18 protein-coding genes and 1 pseudogene are annotated in these 22786 nt (G+C 58.8%); 5 read left to right on the top strand and 14 right to left on the bottom strand.

Features of this window, described 5'->3' with window-relative positions; translation table 11 throughout:
- Positions 1–35 precede the first annotated feature (35 nt).
- The 3 genes from IP65_RS17775 to IP65_RS17765 all read right to left on the bottom strand — a co-directional run bounded on the left by IP65_RS17775 (position 36) and on the right by IP65_RS17765 (position 3554).
- Positions 36–440, bottom strand: a complete 405-nt coding sequence (locus tag IP65_RS17775; RefSeq protein WP_054132515.1) for a hypothetical protein — start codon at positions 438–440, stop codon at positions 36–38.
- Positions 441–447: 7 nt separating this feature from the next.
- Complete coding sequence (locus IP65_RS17770; RefSeq protein ID WP_054132514.1) at positions 448–2472, bottom strand: conjugal transfer protein TraG; 2025 nt, start codon at positions 2470–2472, stop codon at positions 448–450.
- Positions 2473–2633: 161 nt separating this feature from the next.
- Positions 2634–3554 carry a HEPN domain-containing protein gene (locus IP65_RS17765; protein WP_054132513.1) on the bottom strand — a complete coding sequence of 307 codons (921 nt, stop codon included), beginning with the start codon at positions 3552–3554 and terminating at the stop codon, positions 2634–2636.
- A 219-nt stretch (positions 3555–3773) separates the two neighbouring features.
- Between IP65_RS17765 and IP65_RS17760 the strand changes: the two genes are divergently transcribed.
- On the top strand, positions 3774–4958 hold the full coding sequence (locus IP65_RS17760) for a Fic family protein (protein WP_054132558.1): 1185 nt from the start codon (positions 3774–3776) through the stop codon (positions 4956–4958).
- A gap of 353 nt (positions 4959–5311) precedes the next feature.
- On the opposite strand, the gene IP65_RS17755 is transcribed toward IP65_RS17760, so the two are convergent.
- Genes IP65_RS17755 through IP65_RS17745 form a run of 3 tightly spaced genes read right to left on the bottom strand, consistent with a single transcriptional unit; the run spans position 5312 to position 10436 of the window.
- Positions 5312–6544, bottom strand: a complete 1233-nt coding sequence (locus tag IP65_RS17755; RefSeq protein ID WP_054132512.1) for a hypothetical protein — start codon at positions 6542–6544, stop codon at positions 5312–5314.
- The gene (locus tag IP65_RS17750; protein WP_054132511.1) at positions 6541–6996 is read right to left on the bottom strand and encodes a LytTR family DNA-binding domain-containing protein; all 456 of its coding nucleotides are present in this window, start codon (positions 6994–6996) and stop codon (positions 6541–6543) included. The genes IP65_RS17755 and IP65_RS17750 overlap by 4 nt, the downstream gene beginning before the upstream one ends.
- Entirely contained in the window at positions 6993–10436 is a 3444-nt protein-coding gene (locus IP65_RS17745) for a hypothetical protein (RefSeq protein WP_156306709.1), read from the bottom strand. Before IP65_RS17745 ends, IP65_RS17750 begins: the two co-directional genes overlap by 4 nt.
- Before the next feature lie 285 nt (positions 10437–10721).
- Between IP65_RS17745 and IP65_RS17735 the strand changes: the two genes are divergently transcribed.
- Entirely contained in the window at positions 10722–12218 is a 1497-nt protein-coding gene (locus tag IP65_RS17735; protein ID WP_054132508.1) for a caspase family protein, read from the top strand.
- Positions 12219–12410: 192 nt separating this feature from the next.
- On the opposite strand, the gene IP65_RS17730 is transcribed toward IP65_RS17735, so the two are convergent.
- Together IP65_RS17730 and IP65_RS17725 are read right to left on the bottom strand one after the other, a co-directional pair.
- Positions 12411–12800, bottom strand: coding sequence for a type II toxin-antitoxin system death-on-curing family toxin (locus IP65_RS17730; protein ID WP_054132507.1), 390 nt, complete (start codon positions 12798–12800; stop codon positions 12411–12413).
- Position 12801: 1 nt separating this feature from the next.
- Positions 12802–13029, bottom strand: a complete 228-nt coding sequence (locus IP65_RS17725) for an AbrB/MazE/SpoVT family DNA-binding domain-containing protein (protein WP_054132506.1) — start codon at positions 13027–13029, stop codon at positions 12802–12804.
- A 79-nt stretch (positions 13030–13108) separates the two neighbouring features.
- On the opposite strand from IP65_RS17725, the gene IP65_RS17720 reads away from it, so the two are divergent.
- Positions 13109–13741 (top strand): tyrosine-type recombinase/integrase, encoded by a 633-nt coding sequence (locus tag IP65_RS17720; RefSeq protein WP_054132505.1) that lies wholly within the window; start codon positions 13109–13111, stop codon positions 13739–13741.
- A 239-nt stretch (positions 13742–13980) separates the two neighbouring features.
- Positions 13981–15336 (top strand): DUF6438 domain-containing protein, encoded by a 1356-nt coding sequence (locus IP65_RS21470; RefSeq protein ID WP_156306707.1) that lies wholly within the window; start codon positions 13981–13983, stop codon positions 15334–15336.
- 196 nt (positions 15337–15532) lie between these two features.
- Here the strand turns inward: IP65_RS21470 and IP65_RS17710 are convergent, their stop codons facing one another.
- On the bottom strand, positions 15533–16987 hold the full coding sequence (locus IP65_RS17710; protein ID WP_054132503.1) for a hypothetical protein: 1455 nt from the start codon (positions 16985–16987) through the stop codon (positions 15533–15535).
- 891 nt (positions 16988–17878) lie between these two features.
- Positions 17879–18334: a pentapeptide repeat-containing protein gene (locus IP65_RS21010; RefSeq protein ID WP_082350232.1), complete on the bottom strand. Its 456-nt coding sequence runs from the start codon at positions 18332–18334 to the stop codon at positions 17879–17881.
- A gap of 146 nt (positions 18335–18480) precedes the next feature.
- Between IP65_RS21010 and IP65_RS21465 the strand changes: the two genes are divergently transcribed.
- Positions 18481–18759, top strand: coding sequence for a hypothetical protein (locus IP65_RS21465; protein WP_156306705.1), 279 nt, complete (start codon positions 18481–18483; stop codon positions 18757–18759).
- 415 nt (positions 18760–19174) lie between these two features.
- On the opposite strand, the gene IP65_RS17695 is transcribed toward IP65_RS21465, so the two are convergent.
- The 4 genes and pseudogenes from IP65_RS17695 to IP65_RS22030 form a co-directional block, all read right to left on the bottom strand.
- Entirely contained in the window at positions 19175–19978 is an 804-nt protein-coding gene (locus IP65_RS17695) for an IS110 family transposase (protein ID WP_231627773.1), read from the bottom strand.
- A gap of 173 nt (positions 19979–20151) precedes the next feature.
- Positions 20152–20892 carry an IS21-like element helper ATPase IstB gene (gene istB, locus IP65_RS17690; RefSeq protein WP_054132500.1) on the bottom strand — a complete coding sequence of 247 codons (741 nt, stop codon included), beginning with the start codon at positions 20890–20892 and terminating at the stop codon, positions 20152–20154.
- Positions 20893–20903: 11 nt separating this feature from the next.
- The gene (istA, locus tag IP65_RS17685) at positions 20904–22427 is read right to left on the bottom strand and encodes an IS21 family transposase (protein WP_082350231.1); all 1524 of its coding nucleotides are present in this window, start codon (positions 22425–22427) and stop codon (positions 20904–20906) included.
- Positions 22428–22611: 184 nt separating this feature from the next.
- A pseudogene (locus IP65_RS22030) lies at positions 22612–22773 on the bottom strand (IS110 family transposase); the annotation flags it as partial.
- Positions 22774–22786: the final 13 nt, after the last annotated feature.

Below are 22786 nucleotides of genomic sequence, written 5' to 3'. Positions count from 1 at the left end.
GCGATCTGCAGCAGCATTATCGGGTCCCGCCGGTATCATGGCTTGCCTTCCTGCGCTGCCGTTGGCGCCAGCGTGCGTTTGCCCGCTGCGATCTGGCGACCGACCTGGGCGACAAAGGACTCAAAGCGGTCGCGCCCGATGGCGCGGCCTGCAGCATCGGCCTCGGGCAATGGTGCCGTCACCATCAGCTGGTAGCGGACGAACAGCGACAGGCTTTCCAGCAGGACGTCGATGTCCCGGCGCGCGCCATCGAGTTCGCGCGACAGCCGGTCGAGACGGACTTTCAGAAGATCGTCGATTTCCTTGGTGCCCCGGCGCGCCAGCCAGTCGCGGAGCGCATCGTTGACCAGGTGGCTCTTGTTGCCGCGATTGCCGGCGGCGAGCGCTTCGAGCGCGTCGCCGATCTCACGGTCAAGATAGAGGTTCTGGCGAATCTTCATCGCCGCCTCACAGTTCGGGCACGAGGTCGCGGTGGGCGCCCTCGTTGATTGCATAGCCACGGGCGACGGCGCTCAGGCCCTGCGCCTGGTCCATGGCGCGCTTGTCGGCGGCGATATCGTCATCGTCGGGTGCGAGTTGCGGATCGCGCGTTTCGGCGGCGTCGGCGCTCTTGGCTGGTTGCTCGGGAAGGCCGGGATGACGCTGCTGCTGCATGCCGCCATCGTCTTCGCCGCCCGCAGTATCCTCGGCGTGCCTCAGCCGGGCATCGGTGCCGCGCACCTGGTTGGACCAGTCATCGTCGCGCAGCTGCGGGCAATCGGCATAGCGGCCTTGTGCCAGCTTTGGTGCGGGCGCAACCCGAGCCATGAAATTGCGATCGCGGTAATAGCGCAGCTTGCCTGCCCGGATCGGTGCAAGCCCGGAGATGAGCACGATCTCCTCGTCGGGCGACAATTGCATCACTTCGCCGGGCGTCAGGAGTTGGCGCGCGGTCTCCTGGCGGCTTACCATGACATGGGCGAGCCAGGGCGCGAGCCGGTGGCCGGCATAGTTGCGCATGGCGCGCTGTTCGGTCGCGGTGCCAAGCGCATCGGAAATACGCTTGGCGGTCCGCTCATCGTTGGTCGCGAAGGCGACGCGAACATGGCAATTGTCGAGAATGGCGTTCTGCTCGCCATAAGCCTTGTCGATCTGGTTGAGGCTTTGGGCGATCAGGAAGGCGCGGATGCCGTAGCCGGCCATGAAGGCAAGGCTGGTCTCGAAGAAGTCGAGGCGGCCGAGCGCCGGAAATTCGTCGAGCATCATCAGGAGTTGGTGCCGGCGTGCGGGCGTGCCAGGCTGGTCCAGCCGCTCGGTCAGACGGCGACCGATCTGATTGAGCACAAGCCGGACCAGCGGCTTGGTGCGGCTGATGTCCGATGGCGGAATGACAAGATAGAGCGACAGAGGCTGCTTCGCCTCGATTAGGTCAGCGATCCGCCAGTCGCAGCGGGAGGTCACCTCGGCAACGGTCGGGTCGCGATAGAGGCCGAGAAAGGACATCGCAGTTGAAAGCACGCCCGAGCGCTCATTCTCGCTTTTGTTGAGCAATTCGCGCGCAGCCGAGGCGACGACCGGATGGACCTTGGGATTCTTGTCATCGCCGAGATGATTGGTGCTCATCATCCGGCGCAGCGTGGCAACGAAGCTGCGCTGCGGGTCGGAAAGGAACGTCGCGACCCGCGCAAGCGTCTTCTCCTCCTCGGCATATAGGATGTGCAGAATCGCGCCGACCAGCAGCGAATGGCTGGTCTTTTCCCAATGGTTGCGGCGTTCAAGCGCGCCTTCCGGATCGACCAGGATGTCCGCGATATTCTGGACGTCGCGCACTTCGTTCACGCCGCGCCGGACTTCCAGTAGCGGATTGTAGTGTGCGGAGGCGGCGTCGGTCGGGTTGAACAGCAGACAGTGCGAAAAACGCGCGCGCCATCCGGCGGTCAGCGTCCAGTTTTCGCCTTTGATATCGTGAATGATCGCCGAGCCTGTCCAGGAGAACAGGGTGGGGACTACAAGGCCCACGCCCTTGCCCGATCGCGTCGGTGCAAAGGCCATGACATGCTCGGGGCCGTCATGGCGCAGATAACGGCCGCGCAGCGTGCCGAGCATGACGCCGCCGTCGCGATGCAAGCCGGCGCGCACGATTTCGCGGCGGCTTGCCCAGCGCGCCGAACCGTAAGTGGTGACGTTGCTCGACTGGCGCGCGCGCCACAGCGAGCCGAAGATGGCCGCCGCGCAGCCGAGAAAGCCGCTGGCGCCCGCGACCATGCCTGCCCGGTTGAAGACATGCGGGGCATAGGCGTCGTAGTGATACCACCAGGGGAACAGCGCCCAGGGATGATAGACCGGCACACCATCGAGCCGGAACCAGGGCGCACCGAGTTCGGGCTGATAGGCCAGCATGACTGCTACCCATTGCGTCGCCGCCCAAATGCCCAGCAGGACGATGGCGAAGACGACGATGATCTGGCCAATGAGCAGTTTGGTGGGTGTCACGTCGAGGCTCCTGCCCACCGGACAGGACCGGTTCGGGCAGTTTCAGACTCGGTGACAGAAGCCGAAAATTGAACGGGGCTGATGGGCGCTGATGGGCTCGTACCGGCCCGTTCCGGACGGATGCCGGAACGGAAGGCTACCCGGAAGCAGGCGCTTGGCGGTTAGAGGCCGGCGTTGGCTTTCAGCGTTTCGAGGCGTTCGCGAGAGACGATTTCGATGGTGTCACGCAGGGCATGGACAGATTGCGAGAGGGCGTCGAGGTCGTCGTTGCCTATCGCATAGCTCGCCGAATAACGGGCCTCGACATAGGCGCGCTTCAGAAGCTCGAACCGGCGGCGATCGATCCGTGTGGCGCGGGGCCAAGCCTCGATCAGCCGTGGTTCACTGTCCTCGGCCAGCGAACGCAGGAACTTGATGTTATGAGAACGGGGGAAATAGAGGGTCCTTACCAGCAGGAAGCAGGCGTAAGCCGTTTCCGTCGCTTGATGCAGGTTGAACGCCGCCTTTCGGCTCCAGTCTGAATCTTGGGCCGCTCGCGAGCTTGAAAATTCAGCAAGATCGATCCATTGATCGAGAGATTTCAATTGATCGCGAAAATATTCGGCTGCCATCTCATAGGCGTCGGCCGCAGTTAGCGGTTTCGGCGTGGCGAGTGCTCTGCCCGGCAACTCGTAGAGCACGATCCCATCGCGGGCGATGTCGGTCCAGAAATACTCGCCCCGGCTCAGCGCCTGGTTCACTTCGTCCAGCGTATGGACGATGATGTTCACCGGCCGCGCGATCGCACTGTCGTGCAGAATCTTGTCCTCGGCTACGTACCAGTAGTCCGCGACGTCGGTGAGGTCCGGGTGGCTGACGATGACCAGCAGGTCGAAATCCGACTGGTAGCCATTCTCCGGCTCGTCCACCCAGTCTGTCCGGGCATAGCTTCCGAACAAAATGATCTTGAGGATTTTGCCGTTCTTCTTCCACGGCTGGTTCGCGCGCGCGATCACATCGGCAAATTCACCCATGAGTGTTTGCTTCACCCGGTCCAGTTCTTTTTGCTGGACCGCGGGCAGATGGTCGATATCACTCCGCATGCGGGAGTTTCTCGTCGCAGGACGTGAAGTTGGCAAGCCTTGCCCACATGGACTGGGACACGAATGATCGCGCGTCACGCACGAACGCAATCCCAGGTGTTTTCCAGATGATCGCGCACCTTGCCGCCTCTCTTATTTAAGCGGGCTTATCTTAGCTCATTTTCTAATTAAGTGAAGTGGCGATTGCTTAAATAAGATGCGCCATGCATAATGGTGCCTATGGCTGATCCAGAACCGAATCTGCGGCTGGGCCGTTTCGTGGAGACACCCGTCGCCGGGGAAATGGTCAAGGCATTCGTGCCGCCGCCGCTGCCACCTGTGCCACCGATCGACGTGCTGGTGTTGCTGGACCGGCTCAGCCTCGCCGAGCGTGCCTTGGGTCGCCTCGACGGCATAACCATGCTGCTGCCGCGTCAGGAACTCTTCCTGTACATGTATGTCAGGAAGGAAGCGGTGCTTTCATCTCAGATCGAGGGGACCCAATCGACACTGTCCGACCTGCTCCGCTTTGAAACCGAGGCGCAGGCCGGTCAACCGATCGACGATATCCGTGAGGTATCGAACTACGTCGATGCCATGATGCACGGTCTCGACCGCCTTGAGGAAATGCCGCTATCACTGCGTCTCATCCGCGAGATGCACGAACGCTTGCTGCAAAGCGGCCGGGGTGGGACCAATAGCCCCGGCGAATTCCGCCGATCGCAGAACTGGATCGGCGGTAGCCGTCCCGGCAACGCACTGTTTGTTCCACCACCGACTACAGAACTCGATGGCTGTCTCGACGCCCTCGAGCGGTTCATGCACGAAAGCGAGTCCCGACTGCCGGCGCTCATCAAGGCGGGCCTGCTTCACGTCCAGTTCGAGACGATCCACCCCTTCCTCGATGGCAATGGGCGCATCGGCAGGCTACTGGTCACATTGTACCTCTGCGTCAACGGCGTGCTGCGCAAGCCGCTGCTTTACCTCAGCCTGTATCTCAAAACTCACCGGAACGACTATTACCGGCTGCTGCAGGAAGTTCGCGAACGGGGAGCTTGGGAGGCTTGGCTCGACTTCTTCCTGACCGGTGTTGCTGACACCGCAAACCAAGCCTTCGACGCTGCAACTCGCATCGTCGATTTGTTCAAGGACGATCGCGAGCGGATCACGGTTGAGAGCGACCGCGCCGGGTCAGCGTTACGGGTCCATGACCATTTTCAGCAGAACCCGTTTCTTACTGCTAACCAACTGGTCGAACGCACGGGACTATCGGCACCGACAGTCAATGCTGCGCTTGCAGACCTGGAGCGTTTGAGTGTAGTGGACGAAATCACGGGCAAACGACGCGGCCGGGTCTTCAGCTACCGTCGATATCTCGCGATCCTAAGTGAGGGCACAGAGCCATTGCCCTCGCGAGCGATCTGATGTCAGTTTTTGGGGACGTTATGGACTGTCCGGATTCAATCTGCAAATAGGCATAAGCGGACGTTGCCCTGCGCACGGGCGTTGGTAATAGTTCGGCGACACTGCACTTAAGCCATCAATAACGAACTTCAAATCTCGCAAAGATCCGCTAGTGTAACCGGCGAGCCGGTCAACCGAAAAGGCAATTGCTGTCAGTATCCAAGACTAGATCTCCTAACATATTGCCCCGTTCCAGCCGAGAAAGGGCATACTGTTCGATGGCACTCAGGCCACAAAATCGCGGCATCGACCTATCGCTGAGCGTTCGGGCGGCGTAGCAGACCGATGCCACTTCCACAGTGTTTAATCGAACACTAGCCGAGCAAATCTGCCAACTCGCTCATGTAGCGTTCGAGGTAAGCTGTGACGCTTCTTGCGCTTGTGAAGGCTGCGTAAGTTTGCCAGCGGTCGTCCTTCTTTTCATCGGCGAGGTCACACACCGATTTGCAGCTGAATGTGAGAGGACGCGGGCGCGGAGCAGCAGCGGTCGCCGAGAAAACACCGTAGGCTTCCATCTCGACCGAGACCACGCCGCCATGCTGCGCCTTGATCCGCTCCACTATTGCCGCATCGGCCAGAACGGATGAGCCGCTCACCGAGGGACCAAGACGAAGTCTGAGTTCGGTGTCGGGAGCGTCGGGCCATTCGGCGCGAAGGTCGCTCCAGAACTGCCGATCACCTTTAAGCTGTTCCCAGCGGACACGCACTTCTTGCATGATCGGCAGAGGATCGGGGCGAATCTCGAATTCCTGCGCTCCATCCTTAACGATGTGCTTGCCGCTTTGCCAATCCCAGCAGGGGTCGGCGACGATCGGGTCTCCATAGTTCCCGCGGCCCTTGATACCGGCACAGATACCGGCGATCGCCAAGATCCTTGGCCTCAGTTTCTGAATTAGCTTGGCCGAGAGAAGTGATGCAGGAATCATCCCCATCTTGGGAGAGTGCGCCGAGGCTACCTTGTAGGTCGATCCGGCGCAGATGAACTCGCCATACCGAATGAATGCCGTGTCGTCGAGCGGCTCAGCTGGCCCCCACGTCCAACCGTTTCGCAGGACAGCGTCGTATTCCGGATACGGGAGCGCGGTGATGATGCAGGCATCAATAGAGAAAGTGCGTTCCTCGGGTTTTTGTGCCGCCGAGGCGATCCACGCAAGCCCTGCCTTGATCTGGTCCGACCAGTCGGTTTCAGCTTCGGAGTAGCGCACGATCGTCCAGGTCTGCTGCGAGAAGATCGGTTGCAGCGCGTCCACGCCCTCCTGATACGCGGTGAGCCCAATGATGTGGGCTGGCTTTCGCAACCGCTTTCGATCGCGCAGTTCGGTGAGAAGATGGACCGTGCTCTCGGTCTGGGGACTGTCCCCCGCGCGAAACGGCATAACGAAATCTAGGATCATTAGGTCGTAATTGTTCTGCGAAAGCCTGTCGCGAGCCTCGATCATCGTAAACGCGACATCGCAGTCATCGCGAGCGACGCCCGCAACCCCATCTATACAGTTTAATATCTTCGCTACTTTCGCAGCATTATCGTCAACTACCAGAACCTTCATCGTATGATGACCTCTTCTATCTTAGTTTTCAGCTCATCTCGCCAAGTCGAGAACATCGAATTATAAAAAACGATTCCTCTAAAAATTTTGGGGTGTTGTGCTTCGAGATTCTTGCCGAGCTCGGTGAGATCGATTTCTTTGTCGCCCTGCGAGAAGGCGGGATAGGCCGTTACTACGATGACCGCTGTCGGTAGTTTAAAACGATCCATGTAACGCAGAACCTCGACCCCGCCGAACCCCTGTGCGCGTCCTCCGCTCTCTCCAGCGACGATATCGAAGGTCGGCAGAGACATGTCGAGGAGAATGAGGTCGAATGATGAAGACCGCAGCGATCTTATGGCGCTTCCTACCGAGCAAGCCTCTGATACCAAGCCTAAAAGATCCATCTGCTCCAATAGCGAGCGAATGTTCTTCCGCTTGGGTGCTTCGTCCTCTACCAGAAGAATACTCACCGTGCGATTCCTTCAGGCACCTGAAGGGTAACCGTTCCTAGCGAGATTATCACCGGTATTTCCATTTCCGTCAGAAAGCTCAGTGGTTCGGCGATAAGCTTGAAATCAAGCGTGCCCGAAGGATACTCGCGGACGAAGGACGCGACCTTTAGAAGGCCTGATCCCCTGTCCGACGACGCGCCATGCATGATGTCGCCTGCTGCGATCTTCTCCCGTGTACTCGTGAGCTTGGCCTCGACAGTCTTTAGGTCAAGCTGGTCGCCCACGGGATTGGTGATCGACAGCCGCAGCCTTTTGGCAGTCTCGTTCACTTGGCAGCAAATTGAGATTTCGGGCTCATTTCCAGCTCGTGCGCGCCTGAACGCATTATCGAGTGCGACGAAGACAAACTCCCAGATCACCAAAAGCACCGACTGAGTCGTGTCGATCGTATCAGGTACATTCCACACGATTTTTGGACGGAAGGTTCCCAGCGACTTCAGGCTCGACTGCACGGCGATTTCGACGGCGAGCTTCAGGCGGAAAGTGCGCGTTCCGCGACCCTCTACGCGCTGGAACCACGCCCCCACCGTGTCGAGTTCGCGCTGAACTTCGGTACTCGCCCGCTGAATCGCGATAACTGCATTCTGGACGCAGTCCGGAGTTTCTGAGGCCGCTTCGAGGCCTGCATGCAGTTCGCCGAACAATTGAACGACGCTTTCTCGGATGTCTGAAGTCAGAAACTCCCGCGCCCTGGTGAGCGAAGGGCTCAGGAGACCCCAAAACGTCTGGATGCACACGTGCACGAAATCGTCGAAATCTGCATCGCTGGTACTGAACGCTTTGAGGATATGGAATTGCGGAGCCGTCACGGCAATTTCGAAGAGCCCTTTGGGATGCGCGCCCGAGCGAACATGCAAGTAGTTGTCGCGAACGTCGCTGATGAGCAAGTCATAGCGTTCCGAAAAGGAATCGAATGTCGCAGAGGCGGCGTCTCGTTGCGCGTCGCTGGCAAATCCAAGATGCTCGATCCAGAACGCGTTTCGTTCGTAAGGGGAGCGCGCCGTTCGCCTCTCAGTGATCAGGCGCGCGACTTCCACGGGGCTGCGCATGTGGCCTGCAATGGTTCCATGGCGGATGCGCTTGCCGAGGAAGTACTCCAGACCGTACTGCTCATCAGAGAGAAATTTATCCTTCAATCCCAAGATGATTTCGAGCAGCAGAGTATCGGCTTCGCTGGTAGGAATTGAGAAGTACTCGCCAGATAGGTCAGTAGCCGACCGAACCTGCTCCACGATCTCCTCGAACTTGGCGTTGATACCGATGCCGGCGACCTGCAGCGCTTGGTAACGCGAGTAGCTCTCGCGAAACGTTCGGCTCGCCCACCGCGTGAGCCCTGGTACGTCGACGGTGACCCGATTGCTGTCCACCAGTTCCAGTCCGCTCTTGAGCATCCTGGCTGCATTTATCGCATCAATGTCTTGCTCGAATTCGGCGCGCCGATCTTCGCACGCCGCAGCGAGCAGGCGAAGGACCGCGAGTCGTTCCTGCGACAGCTCCTCGGTTGAGGCGAAGAACCCGGATGTGTCCATGAGCTGCGGAATGCAGATGTGCTCAAGAAAGAACACTAGTCGCGGATTATCCTCGAGTTGATCCACACTTATCGATGAGGGCAGATCCCATCCGTTTTCGAAGAGCACTTCCTCGAAGGAGAACCGCAGAAATGTGGCATGGAGGCTATCATCGGTCTGTTTCCAATAGGCATATAACGCAATGGCAAGATCCAACTTGTCGGGCATCGATTGAAGTTCGTCCCACTGCCTCCCGGCCAAGGCGTTGCGCGTGGGTACAATCGTAATCACGTGAATGCTTCGTGCTAGTTCACTCGCGATCGCTTTCAATGCGGCGCGCCAATCTCCTGCGTCGAGATGAAATTTGAGTTCGAAATTTGTAAGCAGCAAGCGCTGTCCGTCGGTCATACTCGAGCGGGGAATCTTACGGAGGATTTCAGTTGCGGCGGCCGGATCGACATCGCCGGCGCGAAGCGCGTAGAGAATCCAATCCATAGGGCAGAGCGCGTGTTTAAGTGGGGGAGTGTTTGAAGCCGCCCACTTTAGCGCCTCACTTGGACCAACGCGGAGTTGCCACGCTTCAACGCTAGCCTGTGCAACGCACAAATTCTGGGAAAGCAGGTCGATGGCATGGGCACCTTTGTCATTGAGAGCGGCGATCGCGATCGTCGCGCGACTCGCCAAAGGTACCGAAGTGAGAAAGTCTGCGATTGAGCCGACCGCTTTTGGCGATGGCAGAAATGCGAAGTTCCGCGAAATTTTCACCAGTCGGCTGAGGCTATCTTCGAAGCTGTCGTCTCGTCTGATCACGCTGAGGAGCAATTGCGCGAGCGTTTTCTCTCTCGAATGCCGCGCCTGCTCGACAAGTTCACTCTCGGCGATGCGGCCCTCGACCAAACCCCAGAATGCCCTGGCCGGGTGATCGCCGAGCGCTGGCGGTCCGCTATTTTCTTCCCCCTGGGCGCCGGAAGGTGAAAAATTCCCGAGCGCGCAGAGCAGCTTGCCAACTCTCCAGTCACCGATCCCTGCGAAACCTGCGAGGATGTTGATCGCCGACTGGAGCCAAGCTGGCGGGGATGAGGTGGAGATGGTCTGCTGCAATAGGTCGATCGTCGTTTCATAAATATCGAAGATCGATTGGGCCTGCTCGATCCTAAGTATCGTAGAAATGTTCTCACTGCTCGGCTCAACCACCCCAAGAACCTTATATTCTAGGTAAATCTTTAGGCCCGAGCTGGAATTCGCTTTTGCTAGTCTCTTGCGATAATCTTCTGAGAAAATTCGGTAGGTTGAGCGCTCTTCATTGCGAATGCTGTAAAAGAATGAGAGATAGGCAGGAAGTCCGCTCGGGTATAACTGGAGCGTGTTTTCAAGCACTTTCTTCTGCGCCTCTAGTCCGTGGAATTCCTGCTCGAAGGCTAGCTCTGCCGACAAGAGCCACAGGGATGGTCCGAAAGACTGCCTGATTTCTTTCAGCGACGCGCCCATCTTAGCGACGTCTTCCGCCCAGAAGTGGTCGTTCAATCGTTCGACAGCGGCCCGGAACGCCTTTAGGTCTTCGATGTGATTTGAAAGCCGGAAAGAGATCCATTCTAGCTCGCTTTCGACCGACAAAGATTTGGTGTCGGGAACCTTTGTCGTCAGATCCCTGCTGAGCGACGAATAAAATTCGGGTCCCAACCCGTCGCTTAGGCGACTGAGCCAGGCGAAAAAGCTCTCGCGCTCCGAACGTGGTAGATGTTCGCGGATATTGAGCAGTGCGGAGCGGATCGCGGACCGTCCACGGATCACGCGCCACTTGTCGTCCTTGGATCGCCGTTGCTGCTCGCCGATCACACCGCGAACAATATTTTGATATCGTCCCAGCAGGTCGTGCTTCACTTCAGTCAAAATGGTCCCCCCGTTGGATCTCTTTTATCTTTCTGCGTCCGGCGAGCAAGGTTGCTTTGCCGTCAATCAGCATCAAAGCGTTGGACGTCCTCAGCCCAATGTTGCTACTCAGCATTAGCTTCCGGGTCGTTCTTGAAGGTCTATCGCTCTGCCACGGTTCGATGAATGAACGGCACGTTTTGGAAAGCTGTTTCAACTCTTGGAACGTCAGCTCTGAGGGCAGCTTCGAGCCCATGCAAACTCCACACAACCCCGGGATTGCAGCAGCCATCGTCCCGCGCCATCATGACAGAAATTCTTGATGGAGAATTGCTCTTGCCCTCGATCGCCATCCTGATCGGAAATGCAACTTACACTCAGCAAAACCCACTGGAGTGCTGCCGGCGCGACGTCGAGGCGATGGCGGCCCTTCTCGAAGCGACAGAACGATTTGATCGGATCGATGCCCATGTCGACCTTGACGCCGACCAGATTCGCGCCGTCGTTCGCGAAGCCCTTCCCGCAGAAGGTGGCTGCGACGAGGTGTTCTTTTACTTCTCAGGCCACGGTGACATCCAGACGGCGGAATTCTACTATTGCGGAACAAGCTACGACTCCAAACGTCCCAATCTGACCGGCGTCTCACACAGCGCCCTCGACGACTTGTTCCGAGCTGCTTCGCCGGCAACGCTCGTCAAGGTAATTGACGCCTGCTTCTCCGGCACCTTGCTGATCAAGAGTGAACCCTTGCCACCACCACCGGTCCACAAGGACGGCTTTCGCAACGTGCTGCAATTCTCATCATCAATGGACAGTCAGACCTCGATGGGCGGCGATCCGCTCAGCACTTATACGCGCGGATTTCTCGAAGCGAGTGTGCGGCGGGAGGAAGGCGCGGTGTTCTACACCGACATCGCCAACGCGCTGCGCGATGCCTTCATCGACAACGACGAGCAAACTCCTTTCTTCGCTAACCAGGGTACCGGACGTGAAATCTTGGTCGACGATGCTGGCCGGCTCGCCGAGTTCAAAACGCGATTGGCCAAGGAGTTCGGCGCGCCTAGGCAAGAAGGAGTAGGCGACGAAGACGGTCAAGCAGACGAAGATGCTGCCGAGCGCGGCAACGTGGTGGTGGCCGAGCCGCGCACGATCAAGGATATTCTCGAAACTGCCGAAGTACGAATGGGCTCCCCGGAGCAAGCCACGGCCATGATTTCAGAGCTGTTCGATGGCTTGGTAGAGGCATTCGATGAGCACGAATTCGTTGAGGCTTTTGAAAAGGACGTCACGCAGCATAGCCATTACTGTGAATCGACCATCGAAAACTTCATGATTCGCGTTTTGTCGCGTGAGAAACGACCCGACAATCTCGTTACTGCGGAGATAGAGCGCAAGCGCCGCAAGGCCAACCCGTTCACGGCAGCCACAACAAGTATGTTGTTGGCCCTCAACCAGTACGACGACCAGTATACCGAACTCTTCACGCTCCGGCTCAATTGCTCGCTCGACAGAGCCCAACTCAGGCTAACGCTCACGCCCAAATATCGCAGTCTCCAGCAGCATGTGTTGGTGCTCAGCTGCGCACCTAGTCTTGAGCGACTCTACGTTTTTGAACTCCTCACGCGCCACCTTAGGACCGATTGGAACCGCTTCGATGACGATGGCCAAGAGGTCGTGCGCCGGTGGTACAAGCTCGAATGGGGCCAGGACCTCGGCTGGCTCGTCGAGAAGATTCATGCTGCACTGGTCAATTCCATGCGGGAGCATATTGAAATTTCGATTCAAGGTCTCACGGACGAATAACACGACGGCCCTGTCGGTTATTGGCGCACCGTCGAGACCCTGGACTGAGTAGCCGCCAGCTCACGGACGTTGTCGGCGGAAATAAACTGCCGCAACTCGAAGCGCGTTCGATCGCGCCGGCAAGAGCGCATTAACGAAGGGCAGTTCTCAGCGAGTACATGAGGGGCTGGGAATGACCGCTTTGAGGGCGGGTCAGGATAGCCTGGCCTTGAACCACCTCGCCACTTCACCCTCGCCGAGCGAACCACTGGCCAACGCTAAAACCATCTGGATGGCGTCTTCGGGCGCAAAGCCGACCTGCACGTTGTTGAGCGCGAGGAACAGGCGCGCAAGCACCCAGGCGGTACGCTTGTTGCCATCGGTGAAGGGATGATTGCGCGCAACACCATAGGCATAGGCCGCAGCCAGAGCGCAAAGATCGGACTCGCCATAGGCCCATTGGTTGCGTGGCCGCCCCAATGCCGATTCCAGCGCAGCAGCATCACGCACCCCAATCGGCCCGCCATGCTCGGCTAGCTGGCGGTCGTGGATGGCGAGCGCAAGTTCAGCCTCAATCCAGACTGGTTCAGTGACTTCACCCATCTTACTTGGCCAGCACGCGCAGAATATCCCTGTCCTCGCGCATGATCTGCTCGGCCAGCGCCATCTTGGCCTCGAATGAGGGATCGGCGGCGGTGATGCGGATGCCGTCGGGGGTTTCCGATACATATAGCGTGTCGCCCACGCCCGCGCGCAGCTTGGCGAGCAATTCCTTGGGCAGGACGACACCGGCGGAATTGCCGATCTTGGTGATCTTGAGGCTGGCGTTCATACGAACGTTATAACATTGGGCGCGGATTCCTCAAGAGGCGTATCCTGCCGCTGGCCATGTCGGCCGCAGGAGAAGCACAATGGGACATTCAGATCTTGACCCCGCCGTGCATGAACGGCGCCCTTGGAACGCTGGCCAGAATGTGGGCCCGAAACGACCGCTGAGGCCACGGGATATTTGGGCCATCCGTTTCTATCTCGATGAGCACAAGCGATTGCGTGACCGAGCCCTGTTCGACCTCGCCATCGACAGCAAATTGCGCGGCTGTGATCTGGTGAAGCTGCGCATCGGCGATCTCGTCAGCGGCGGGTCCATTCGCAATCGCGCGACCGTTATCCAGCAAAAGACCAGCCTGCCAGTCCAGTTTGAAATCATGACCGAGGCGCGCAAAAGTCTGCTGGCTTGGTTGGAGCGGCGCAAAGGCTCGTTGGGCGATTTCGTTTTTCCCAGCCGGATCGATTATATGGGGCATATCAGCACCCGCCAATACGCCCGCCTCCTCGATGAGTGGGTCTCGACCATCGGGCTCGACAAGCGGGAGTACGGCACGCATTCTATGCGTCGAACCAAGGCGGCATTAATCTACAAGGCGACCGGCAACTTGCGTGCGATCCAGATACTGCTGGGCCATACCAACATCGAGCATACAGTGCGCTATCTGGGCGTCGATGTCGATGATGCTTTGACGCTGTCAGAACGAACCGAGATTTGATCAAATTTCCGGCCCATTGCTTTGTCCGGTGGGCCGGAGATTTTTGGCATGAACGAGCGGCTGGTTCGGGCGCACTGTTCGGCACCCTCGGACGTCGGCTTTGAGGGCGTTGGCGGACGACGGGGCAACGGGCAAATCGGCGAATCGGAATCGCGCGCTTAAGGCGGACATCTCGAGCCACTTGTTCCAGATTAGTTCCGCCGCCATGCTCCGAACGATCGACCGGAGGCGCAATGCCGATGAAGAAGCCAATCTTTTTAGCAGCATTTCTAGTGATCAGCTTGCCTACCACCTCTCCATCTGCGGCTCGCGCAGCAAAAGCCGTGGACCAATCTGAGGTTGCGATCACCCTGGAGCGGTCTGCCTGTTTAGGCCCCTGTCCGGTTTACAAGGTCACGATCCACGGCGACGGGCGCGTGATTTTCACGACAGACACGGAACCCGTCGGTCAAGTGGATGAAGCTCACCGACGCTTCGTACAATCTGACGGCGTCTTGTTGCCTGGCACCCATGAAGACAATGTTTCTGCTGCCGATGTCGCGGCACTCATCGAGAGATTCCGGGCAGCCGGCTTTTGGAAGCTAAGGCATGCCTATTCAACGCCTGTCAACGACAGTCCGGCATACGTGGTTACCTTCGACACGGGGAAATCCCGAAAGACGGTGATCGGCTATGTTGGCAGCGAAAGCGCCATGCCGCACAGCGTGACTGAACTCGAAGAAGCAATTGACCGGGTTGCTGGCACGGACAGATGGGTGCGCGGTACTCAAGGCTTGCTGCCATGGCTTGAACGGGCAGGCTTCGATTTCCATTCGGGAAAAGCTGCTGAATTGGCCGGCGCGGCCGCATTTGGTGACGGCGCGGAGGAAACTGTTCTCGGCCTGATTGACCGAGGGGCACCGCTAGACGGCAACGTGACGGTAAGCGGCAGTTGGAGAGCCTCTCCAGTTCTCTCAACAAAATCCGCAGGTATCCTTATCACGGAAAGTGCGATCAAACGAGGCTACGCAAAACTGTTTCGCCGAATGGCTGCAGCAGGATGGCTTGAAAAAATGGGCGTAGCCAACGCTGCACAGGCCTTTGCGGAAAATGCTGCGGGCTGCTCACCTCAGCTGGTTGACGCGGCAGCGGACGCAGGAGTTGATATCGACGTTGGCGGGCAACGCAGCGCGGACGATGATCCTGACGGTCCTGAGGGTAAGACGGCATTGGCTGAATTGGCCACTTCTTACGCTTGCGAGGGGCGGGAGGCGGATCGCGTAAAAACCGCTGAGCGGTTGCTGGCCCATGGAGCTAATCCCAACCGTCGCGACAGCCTTGGTCGAACGCCATTGTATGGGGTCGAAAGTCCTGATCTGTTGAATTTCCTGCTTCAACACGGCGCAGATGCCACAGCGAAGAGCATCGACGGGCAAAGCATGGTTTTCGGCAGTTGGACGGATGCCATCGTTCTTCGCCTTCTTGAAGCTGGCGCAAGTCCTGCTGGGCACTACGACGTCGATGGCGTCAGAACTTTGGCAGAGCAGGCAAAATACCGGAAAATGCCGCTCGTGGCGAACTGGCTGGCTGCCCATCCGGAGGCGTACCATCGGTAAAAGAAGGACGCCGAGCCGCAGAATGTTGCCCATGGCAACTCCCCGCCACTTTCGGCTGGCAGGCAGCGTGAATAGCCAGGGAAAGTAGCTGTCACCAGGCTCCTAATCCGAGGTGAATGAAGGCGCGGTTTCGTTGTCGACCGCGTGCTGCGGGAACGCCCGCCATGAGGGCGGCGGTCGGCGCACAGGCCCGCCGTCAGGTCTCTTCGTCCCACTCAGCCATCCAGCCAAAGCTGTCCCTTATCATGGAACTGATGCGGTTGATGACGATGACCATCTCGGTGAACTGGATAGGATCGATCGAACGGGAGTGCATTGCCGGCCTGCGGATCGTGTTCAGGCGGCGCATGTCCACCCGGAAATCCTCCGCGTTGCCGAAGATCGGCTGGAATACCGGCCAGTTCTTTTTAAGCGTCACGATGGGGATCAGATCGCCCAGGTCGACAAACGCTATGAGATCGGCAACCTGTTCGCCAGCGCGTTCGGCATCTGCTTTGCGCTCTTTTGCTCGCTGTAGAATATCGCCGGGAACGCGCTGTTTGAACCATGCATCCGGGTTTTCGCCAGCGTCGATCTGGGCTTGCACAAGCACTCGCCTGACGAGGCCGCGCATCGCGATTTCAAAGCCGGTGATCGCCCGATAGGTTCCGATGCGCGTGCGCGAGGCCGACACCTCGACGCTCAGCGGGCCGGCCTCAATCACGGCGGTGACGCGCTTTCCACGAACCTGCCCCTCGACAAGTCCGCTCTCAACGAGAACCTCAACGATCTCGGTGTTGCGGGTATCGATAAGGCCGCGGTCGACCTCCGCTTCCTCATAGTAACGCTGACGGACCGACCGACGGTGCCAGAATTCTTCGGGTAGGTCAGGTCGGGTCTGCCATTCGCCAAGCAGCGAACCCGCGGCTGCGCTGCTCACCGGACTGAAAGCGCCGATCGTATCGATGGCGCCAGCGAAAACCGAAAGTTTGGAGAGTGTTTCGCCGATACGGACATTGCGGGCCAGCATCGCCTCGACCCCTGGTGAGACCAGCAGCGCGCCAATCCCAGCGCTGCCCCTTATACCGGCCGCGCGTTCCGCCAAGAGCCGAAGCTGCTCGCTGACAAGCCCCCCGGTTGCGAACCTGCTGGCGCGATCCGTTACATAGCCTAAGGGGGCGGCCGAGAAATGTTCCGCCCAGCGCTGCGGGTGCATCAACTGACCAATATTCGAATGGTTCTGAAGGATCGCCCAGTTCGGCAGCGTACTGCCTGGATAGGCGCTCGCTAGGGCCGCCAGTTTTGAATTCTCCGCGAGTATACCGCTCTGCGCGAGCAGGCGCGCGGTGCTGGTCATGTCCTGTAGATGGCGTGAATGCCGGTTTGTCTCGTCCAGCATCCAGGCAAGCTTGCTCGTCGCGCCGATGTTGGTGAGCGCAGAAACCTTGTCTGACAGGGCCAACATTTGGGCGCCGGTGCTCAGCTTGGTAAGGGCGCCCATCTGGGTCAACTTCGTGACCGCATCGAACTTGCTCTGCCGGGCACCTAGCGCTTTCACCATAGAACCTATCCTGGCGATGTCCCGAGCGGGCAGGCTTTCGTGGACATCTCGCTCCAGCTGCGGATCAGCTCTGTTCGTCAACGGATCGGATTCGTCTTCAGGTTCGCTCATGTGCGGCAGATTCTTCCCTTAATGTCTCGCCGCGCGATGCTAGTTGAAGGGCGGACGAAGCGCGTCATGATAGCGAGTTTTTCACGAGGAGGCATCTCTGGAACCTGCTTGTCTCGAATCCACCAGCCCTCATCATTCAAGCGCCCAGCGGCAACTGTGAACGGGCGACTGGTTCCGACGTCCCAGTTCTGGCCGCTGAATGTCGGGTGTTAAGGCGATCGCGGCGTCATGCCCAACTCGGTGACTCGCGCGCCCTTGCAGACGTTGATCCGGATTGCCAACCCGCCCGAAAGCCGTCAGCCTGCCGTTGCAGGTACAAATCGAGAGAAGCGAAAGTGTGTAGACCGTGGACAAATAGGCTGAAGTTGGCAAGCCTCAGCTTGGTATATGCTGGAAGTATTTTTGCTCTCGATAAACTGGGTGTCCATGATCTTGCAAGCCCATGGTTTTTCACTGCGCTCATTCCGCTGATTCTGATTTATATAAGTGAGCGCATAGGCTGGGTTAACATGTTCAGGGGTATTTCTCTCCCGAGTTTGCTTTTGTGGGCGTCAGCCAATCTAGAAGTTTGGGTGCTGAATACGCGTTCAGACGTTCCGGTTTGGGCTGGCTACTTGATCTTCGGCTTGTTCCTGGTCGCTCTTGCCTTCACACTGGTGCAAGTGTGGACCTATCGGGAAAGGCCCCTCTAACCGCATCCACTTCAAAAACCGCACGTCAGCCAACCACCAACCCAAGCTATTCCTGGGGCCAGCGAAATCGATAAACAAACGACCGGTTCCGGCGTACCAACTCAAGCGCCTGAACGGCTGCTATGAAGGCGATCTTGGTGGAGGACGAGGCGATGGTCAAAATGACAGTTCGCGCCCATTTGCCGATGTTCCAGTTGGATCAACGAGTGACCTTCTTCATCCCTTGATCTTCGGGGTCGAAGCCCTGCGGGAATTGGGTCGCATCATTGTATTTAGCGCCAGTCAGCAACGCGCCTTGCAGTTTAGCGTTGGCGAGGCAGGCGCCTTGCAGTTGTGTAGCTCCTCCGACGTTATCCTGGGTAAGATTGGCGCCTCGCAGGTCTGCGCCTGCCAATCGGGCCTCTTTCAGATCTGCGCCGCGTAAAACCGCGTCACGTAGATCAGCGTCCGTGAGATCGGCGCGGAACATGATTGCCCAATAGAGGTCGGCGTTTCGCAGATCGACCGAACGTAGGCTGGCGTCACTGAAGTTGAATCCTTCAAGGTTCGCGTGGCGAAGATCGCGGCCAGACAGATCGATGCTGTCGAGATCGTGGCCGGAACGGTCATCACCTGTATCGAGTAGCTCTTGGCCTGCAGAAGTGTAGATTTTCATTGGTCGCTATATCTAACAGTTTCCTAAGGTCGGCTTTGCGCCAAAAACAATCAAAAGGCCCCCATCCAGTTCCAGGAGGCCAGGCAACTTGCCAAGCGAACTATGGTCAGTCAAATCTGCTGCAGTCCTTACCGTAGGTAGATGAAATGAAGGCAGCATTCTGGCGGTTCGCTCACAAGCGCTATCATAGCAAATCGATGTCGAGTCTCACAGAGCTTGCATTTTTTATATGGTCGCTGTTTTTCGTGATGGTTTACGGTGCGGCCTTTCTGGCAGGATGGCAGCCGAGCGTGTTGGAGGCGATTTTGGGTGCCGCGCTAATTGGCGCGCCCACTGCCGTTGGATTTGCCCATCGGCTTATCCGCCTTGAGGCTTTGAAAGGCCCTGATGCTCTCTACCGAAAACGGTTGGCAACCAGCCGCTAATTTGGCCTCCCATTCAACCCAGGTCATTCATGGGGCCAGCGGCATCGATAAACAAACGACCGCTTCCGGCGTACCAAATCAGGCGCCCGAACGACGACTATTAAGGCGATCGCTGCAGACGGAAGGACGATGCCCAAATCGGCGGCTCGCGCCCATGTGTGGACGGCTCTCCGTTGGCAAGGGGTTTGGTGAGCGTGTGCACTTGGTGGTCGGTGCGGCCATGTGTCCGGCCTTTGATGCGGCTGTCGTTGCCGCTGGCCATAATGCCTTCCGCGGACCGGATCCCTGATCACTTGCTCGCACTCGGAGTGCTTGGGCGTAGTAGGGTGGTCTGATCCGGCGGTGTCGACCAGCTTTTGTGCAATAGCTCCTTTGCCCTTTCCAACCTCGAAGCGCAGCCTTCAGCCGCGCGGTATCATGCAGCGATAGCCATCGGCTCGCGATAGCGGTCTCCGCGCATCATCATGGCCCATGCGATCCGAGCGTTCTTGTTTGCCAGTGCGATGGCAGCGACCTTCGGCTTACGGCGCTCAAGTAGACGTACGAGCCATGTGCGGCGCGTGCTCTGCATCGCGCGTCGGATCACGGCCATGGCGCCCGTGAAGAGCATCTGGCGCAGATAGCGATTGCCCGCCTTGGTGATGGAGCCAAGCCGCTCCTTGCCGCCCGATGAGTTTTGCCGTGGCACCAGGCCCATCCACGCTGCCATGTTACGGCCGCACCGGAATACCGACGGGTCGGGGATGCATGCTATCAATGCCGAGGCTACCAGTGGCCCGATGCCGGGCACTTCCATGAGACGACGACCAAGCTCCGTTGAACGGGCCAGGCCGAGGACTTGGCGATCGTTTTCGAGGATCTGCTGTTTCACAAGGCTCAATTGGGCAACAAGCATCTGCAGGCACTGACGTGCTGCTGCAGGAAGACGTTCATCGGTCCCATCCTCGATGACCTTGAGCAGCCGGTCTACGCCGATGCGCCCCACCGGCGCGGCGATCCCGAACTCAGCCATGTGCGCACGAATGGCATTGGTGAGCATCACCAGTTGACGGTTGAGCATCAGGCGCACCTTGTGCAGCATCATTGCGCTTTGCTCCTGGGGCGCTTTCGGCGCAACGAAACGCATGGTGGGGCGCGTCACTGCCTCCGCGATCGCCTCGGCATCGGCCATGTCGTTCTTCTGGCGCTTCACATAGGGCTTCACATATTGAGCAGGCATCAGCCGTACCTCATGACCAAATTTGGCGATCTCGCGAGCCCAATAATGCGACGTTGCGGATTCCGACGATGCCGGTCGGCTATTCCGATCTGATCCCGGCCACCATTCCGATTTGATGCCGGCCAGCGTGAGCCTGATCGCTGGTTGCTAATGGCACTGAGTTTCGGTGGTGGTCAAGCCGCGACGGCGGTGGTTTGGCGGCGCATGGACTCGCCGCTGATTTCTAGCCGATGTGCGTTATGAACAAGGCGGTCCAAGATGGCATCGGCATAAGTGGGATCGCCGATCAGTTCGTGCCAACGGGACACAGGGAGCTGACTGGTTACAAGGGTCGCGCGCCGACCATATCGGTCTTCAAGGACTTCGAGCAGATGGTGGCGGGCATTGCCGTCGAGGGGATCGAGGCCCCAATCGTCAAGGATCAGCAGATCGACCCTGGCCAGGCTCTTCATTCGGGCGGCAATGCGGCCATCGCCTTTGGCAAGTGCCAGTTCCTCGATCAACCGTGGCAGCCTGGTGTACAGCACCGAACGGTTGTCGCGGCACGCCTGATGGCCAAGCGCGCAAGCCAGCCAACTCTTGCCGATCCCAGTTGGCCCGATAATCGCGCAGTTCTCGTGCTTTGCGATCCAATCCCCCTTGATCAGCATGTCGAACAGGCGGCGATCAAGACCACGCGGGGCGCGGTAATTGACGTCCTCGGGCACAGCGTGATGGCGCAATCGCGCATGGCGCAGACGCAACGCCAGACGTCGGTCATTGCGGTAAGTGGCTTCATGGTCGAGCAATAGCGCCAACCATTCGGCGTGGCTCAGGCCGGCCGCTTCATCATTGTCGGCAAGGTCGGCAAAGGCCTGCGCCATGCCGGGCAGACCAAGCTGGCCCAGCAGATCAAGGGTTGGATGTTTGAGCACTCTGGTTCCTTTCAGTGGTAGTATTGTGAGCCCCGGATGTTGTCGTGGTCGATCGGTGCGCGATCGGGGGACTTGGGCACCGGAACCTTGTCGAGCCCCTTTTCGAGGATCGATTTGACCGAGGGGTAAGTGCGGGCCTGGATCTCCAGCGCGCGCAATGCCGCGGCTTCGAGCCGCTCAGCGCCGAAGCACTTTTCAAGCCCGATGATCCCAAGGCAGGATCGGTAGCCTTGCTCTGGGTGGGGCCGTCCCTCGATGATTTTCTCGACTAACAGCAACAGCATCGGCCCGATGCGGGTTGCTTCTTCGCGGATCTTCGCCGGCGTCCACTCACCATAGCGTCGGTGACTGGATGGCATATGGTCCGGGATCGTCGTGTGGCGTCCGTTGCCACTGCCGCGCATGTGCACCGCGATGCGCTCACCGCCGAGGAATATCTCCACCGTGCGCACCGTGAAGCGGGCTTCGACCTCACGGCGGGCATAGCGGTAGGGTACTGAGTAATGGTGCCGCTCAAGTGCAATGTGATAATCAAGCCCGACCCGGCACCGCTTCCATTCGGCGTGAACCCAGGGATCGGTCGGCAGCGGCTTCAGGCTCGGCACGTCGATTTCTTCGAACATCTGGCGACGGGTCTTCCCGAACTGGCGCACCACCCGCACGTCATTGAGCCGCACCATGCAGTCGGTGATCGCAGCGTTGAGCTCGGCCAGGCTATGGAATATCCGGTTGCGCAGTCGCCCCAGCAGCCAGCGTTCGACGATGCCGACGCAAGCCTCGACCTTGGCCTTGTCCCGTGGTTTTCTGGGCCGTGTCGGCAGCACTGCAGTGCCGTAATGGCGGGCCATATCGGTGTAGCTGCGATTGACCATGGGATCGAACAGACACGCCTTGATCACCGCGACCTTGGCATTGTCGGGCACCAGCAACTGCGGCACCCCGCCGAAGAAGGCGAAGGCAGCGTTGTGCCCTTCGATCCAGTCGCCCATCTGTTCGGTCCAGGTCGCAAGCGCGAACGACAGGCTCGAGCCGCCCATCACCGCGACGAAGATATGCGCCTCACGGACCTCGCCGGTCTCGCGATCGATCACCGGAACCTTGTCACCGGCATAGTCGATGAACAGCTTCTCGCCGCCGCCGTGGCTTTGCCGCATCGTCAGCGGCAGCCGTCCTTCCCAGCCCCTGAACAGGTCACAGTACCGGCTATAGCGATAGCCGTCAGGGTGTTCGGCAATGTATTCTTCCCACAACACCTGCAGCGTCACGTGCTTACGCTTCATCTCGCGCGCTACGACCGACCAGTCCGGCTCTGGCAGCTTACGCCGCCCCGGCTTCACCCCGGCCGGGCCGTATAGGCGCATCTCCAGTTCTGCATCGCTGATCTCGGACGGCACGGGCCATGAAAGGTTCGATCGATCGAAGCGCAGGATCATGTCACGCACCGTTGAACGGGCGATCCCAGTCATCCGGGCAATCTCCCGCATCGCCACCGCACCCTCGCGATGCAGTCTCATCACTTCGCGCACATCGCGCATCTTTGGCCTCCTCGTCGGCATCCATCCCTCCCGGCTGCTATTCAGCCGAAAAGATGGCGCCAAGTATCAGGCTCCGCACCCCAAACAAGGTGACCGGGAATTTCTCGGAATGGTGGCCGGGATCAAATCGGAATCCCGGCCGGCATCAAATCGGAATCGTGGCCGGCATCGCCTCGGAATCCGCATGCGACGTCGCGCAGGGCTCGATTCCGACCAGGCAAGGCGATAACTTTTCGAAAAACGGCAGCAACCTCGCTCGTGTCAGTCGCTTCTGCAAAACTATGGTGCCAGCCTCATCCAGCCCGTGCAGCTGGAAGACCGACTTCGCGATGTCCAATCCGACCACATGTACGTCCGTC

This window comes from Novosphingobium sp. AAP1 (genome assembly GCF_001295765.1).
Classification (GTDB): domain Bacteria; phylum Pseudomonadota; class Alphaproteobacteria; order Sphingomonadales; family Sphingomonadaceae; genus Novosphingobium; species Novosphingobium capsulatum.
Note: the sequence above shows the minus strand (reverse complement) of the source record. Positions and strands in the feature narration are given on the sequence as shown.

Bases quoted from the DNA above. Each gene is read 5' to 3' on its own strand.
- IP65_RS17775 (WP_054132515.1), bottom strand. From the start codon at position 440: ATGAAGATTCGCCAGAACCTCTATCTTGACCGTGAGATCGGCGACGCG.
- IP65_RS17765 (WP_054132513.1), bottom strand. From the start codon at position 3,554: ATGCGGAGTGATATCGACCATCTGCCCGCGGTCCAGCAAAAAGAACTG.
- IP65_RS17760 (WP_054132558.1), top strand. From the start codon at position 3,774: ATGGCTGATCCAGAACCGAATCTGCGGCTGGGCCGTTTCGTGGAGACA.
- IP65_RS17755 (WP_054132512.1), bottom strand. From the start codon at position 6,544: ATGAAGGTTCTGGTAGTTGACGATAATGCTGCGAAAGTAGCGAAGATA.
- IP65_RS17735 (WP_054132508.1), top strand. From the start codon at position 10,722: ATGACAGAAATTCTTGATGGAGAATTGCTCTTGCCCTCGATCGCCATC.
- IP65_RS17730 (WP_054132507.1), bottom strand. From the start codon at position 12,800: ATGGGTGAAGTCACTGAACCAGTCTGGATTGAGGCTGAACTTGCGCTC.
- IP65_RS17725 (WP_054132506.1), bottom strand. From the start codon at position 13,029: ATGAACGCCAGCCTCAAGATCACCAAGATCGGCAATTCCGCCGGTGTC.
- IP65_RS17720 (WP_054132505.1), top strand. From the start codon at position 13,109: ATGGGACATTCAGATCTTGACCCCGCCGTGCATGAACGGCGCCCTTGG.
- IP65_RS21470 (WP_156306707.1), top strand. From the start codon at position 13,981: ATGAAGAAGCCAATCTTTTTAGCAGCATTTCTAGTGATCAGCTTGCCT.
- IP65_RS17710 (WP_054132503.1), bottom strand. From the start codon at position 16,987: ATGAGCGAACCTGAAGACGAATCCGATCCGTTGACGAACAGAGCTGAT.
- IP65_RS21010 (WP_082350232.1), bottom strand. From the start codon at position 18,334: ATGAAAATCTACACTTCTGCAGGCCAAGAGCTACTCGATACAGGTGAT.
- IP65_RS21465 (WP_156306705.1), top strand. From the start codon at position 18,481: ATGAAGGCAGCATTCTGGCGGTTCGCTCACAAGCGCTATCATAGCAAA.
- IP65_RS17695 (WP_231627773.1), bottom strand. From the start codon at position 19,978: ATGCCTGCTCAATATGTGAAGCCCTATGTGAAGCGCCAGAAGAACGAC.
- istA (WP_082350231.1), bottom strand. From the start codon at position 22,427: ATGCGCGATGTGCGCGAAGTGATGAGACTGCATCGCGAGGGTGCGGTG.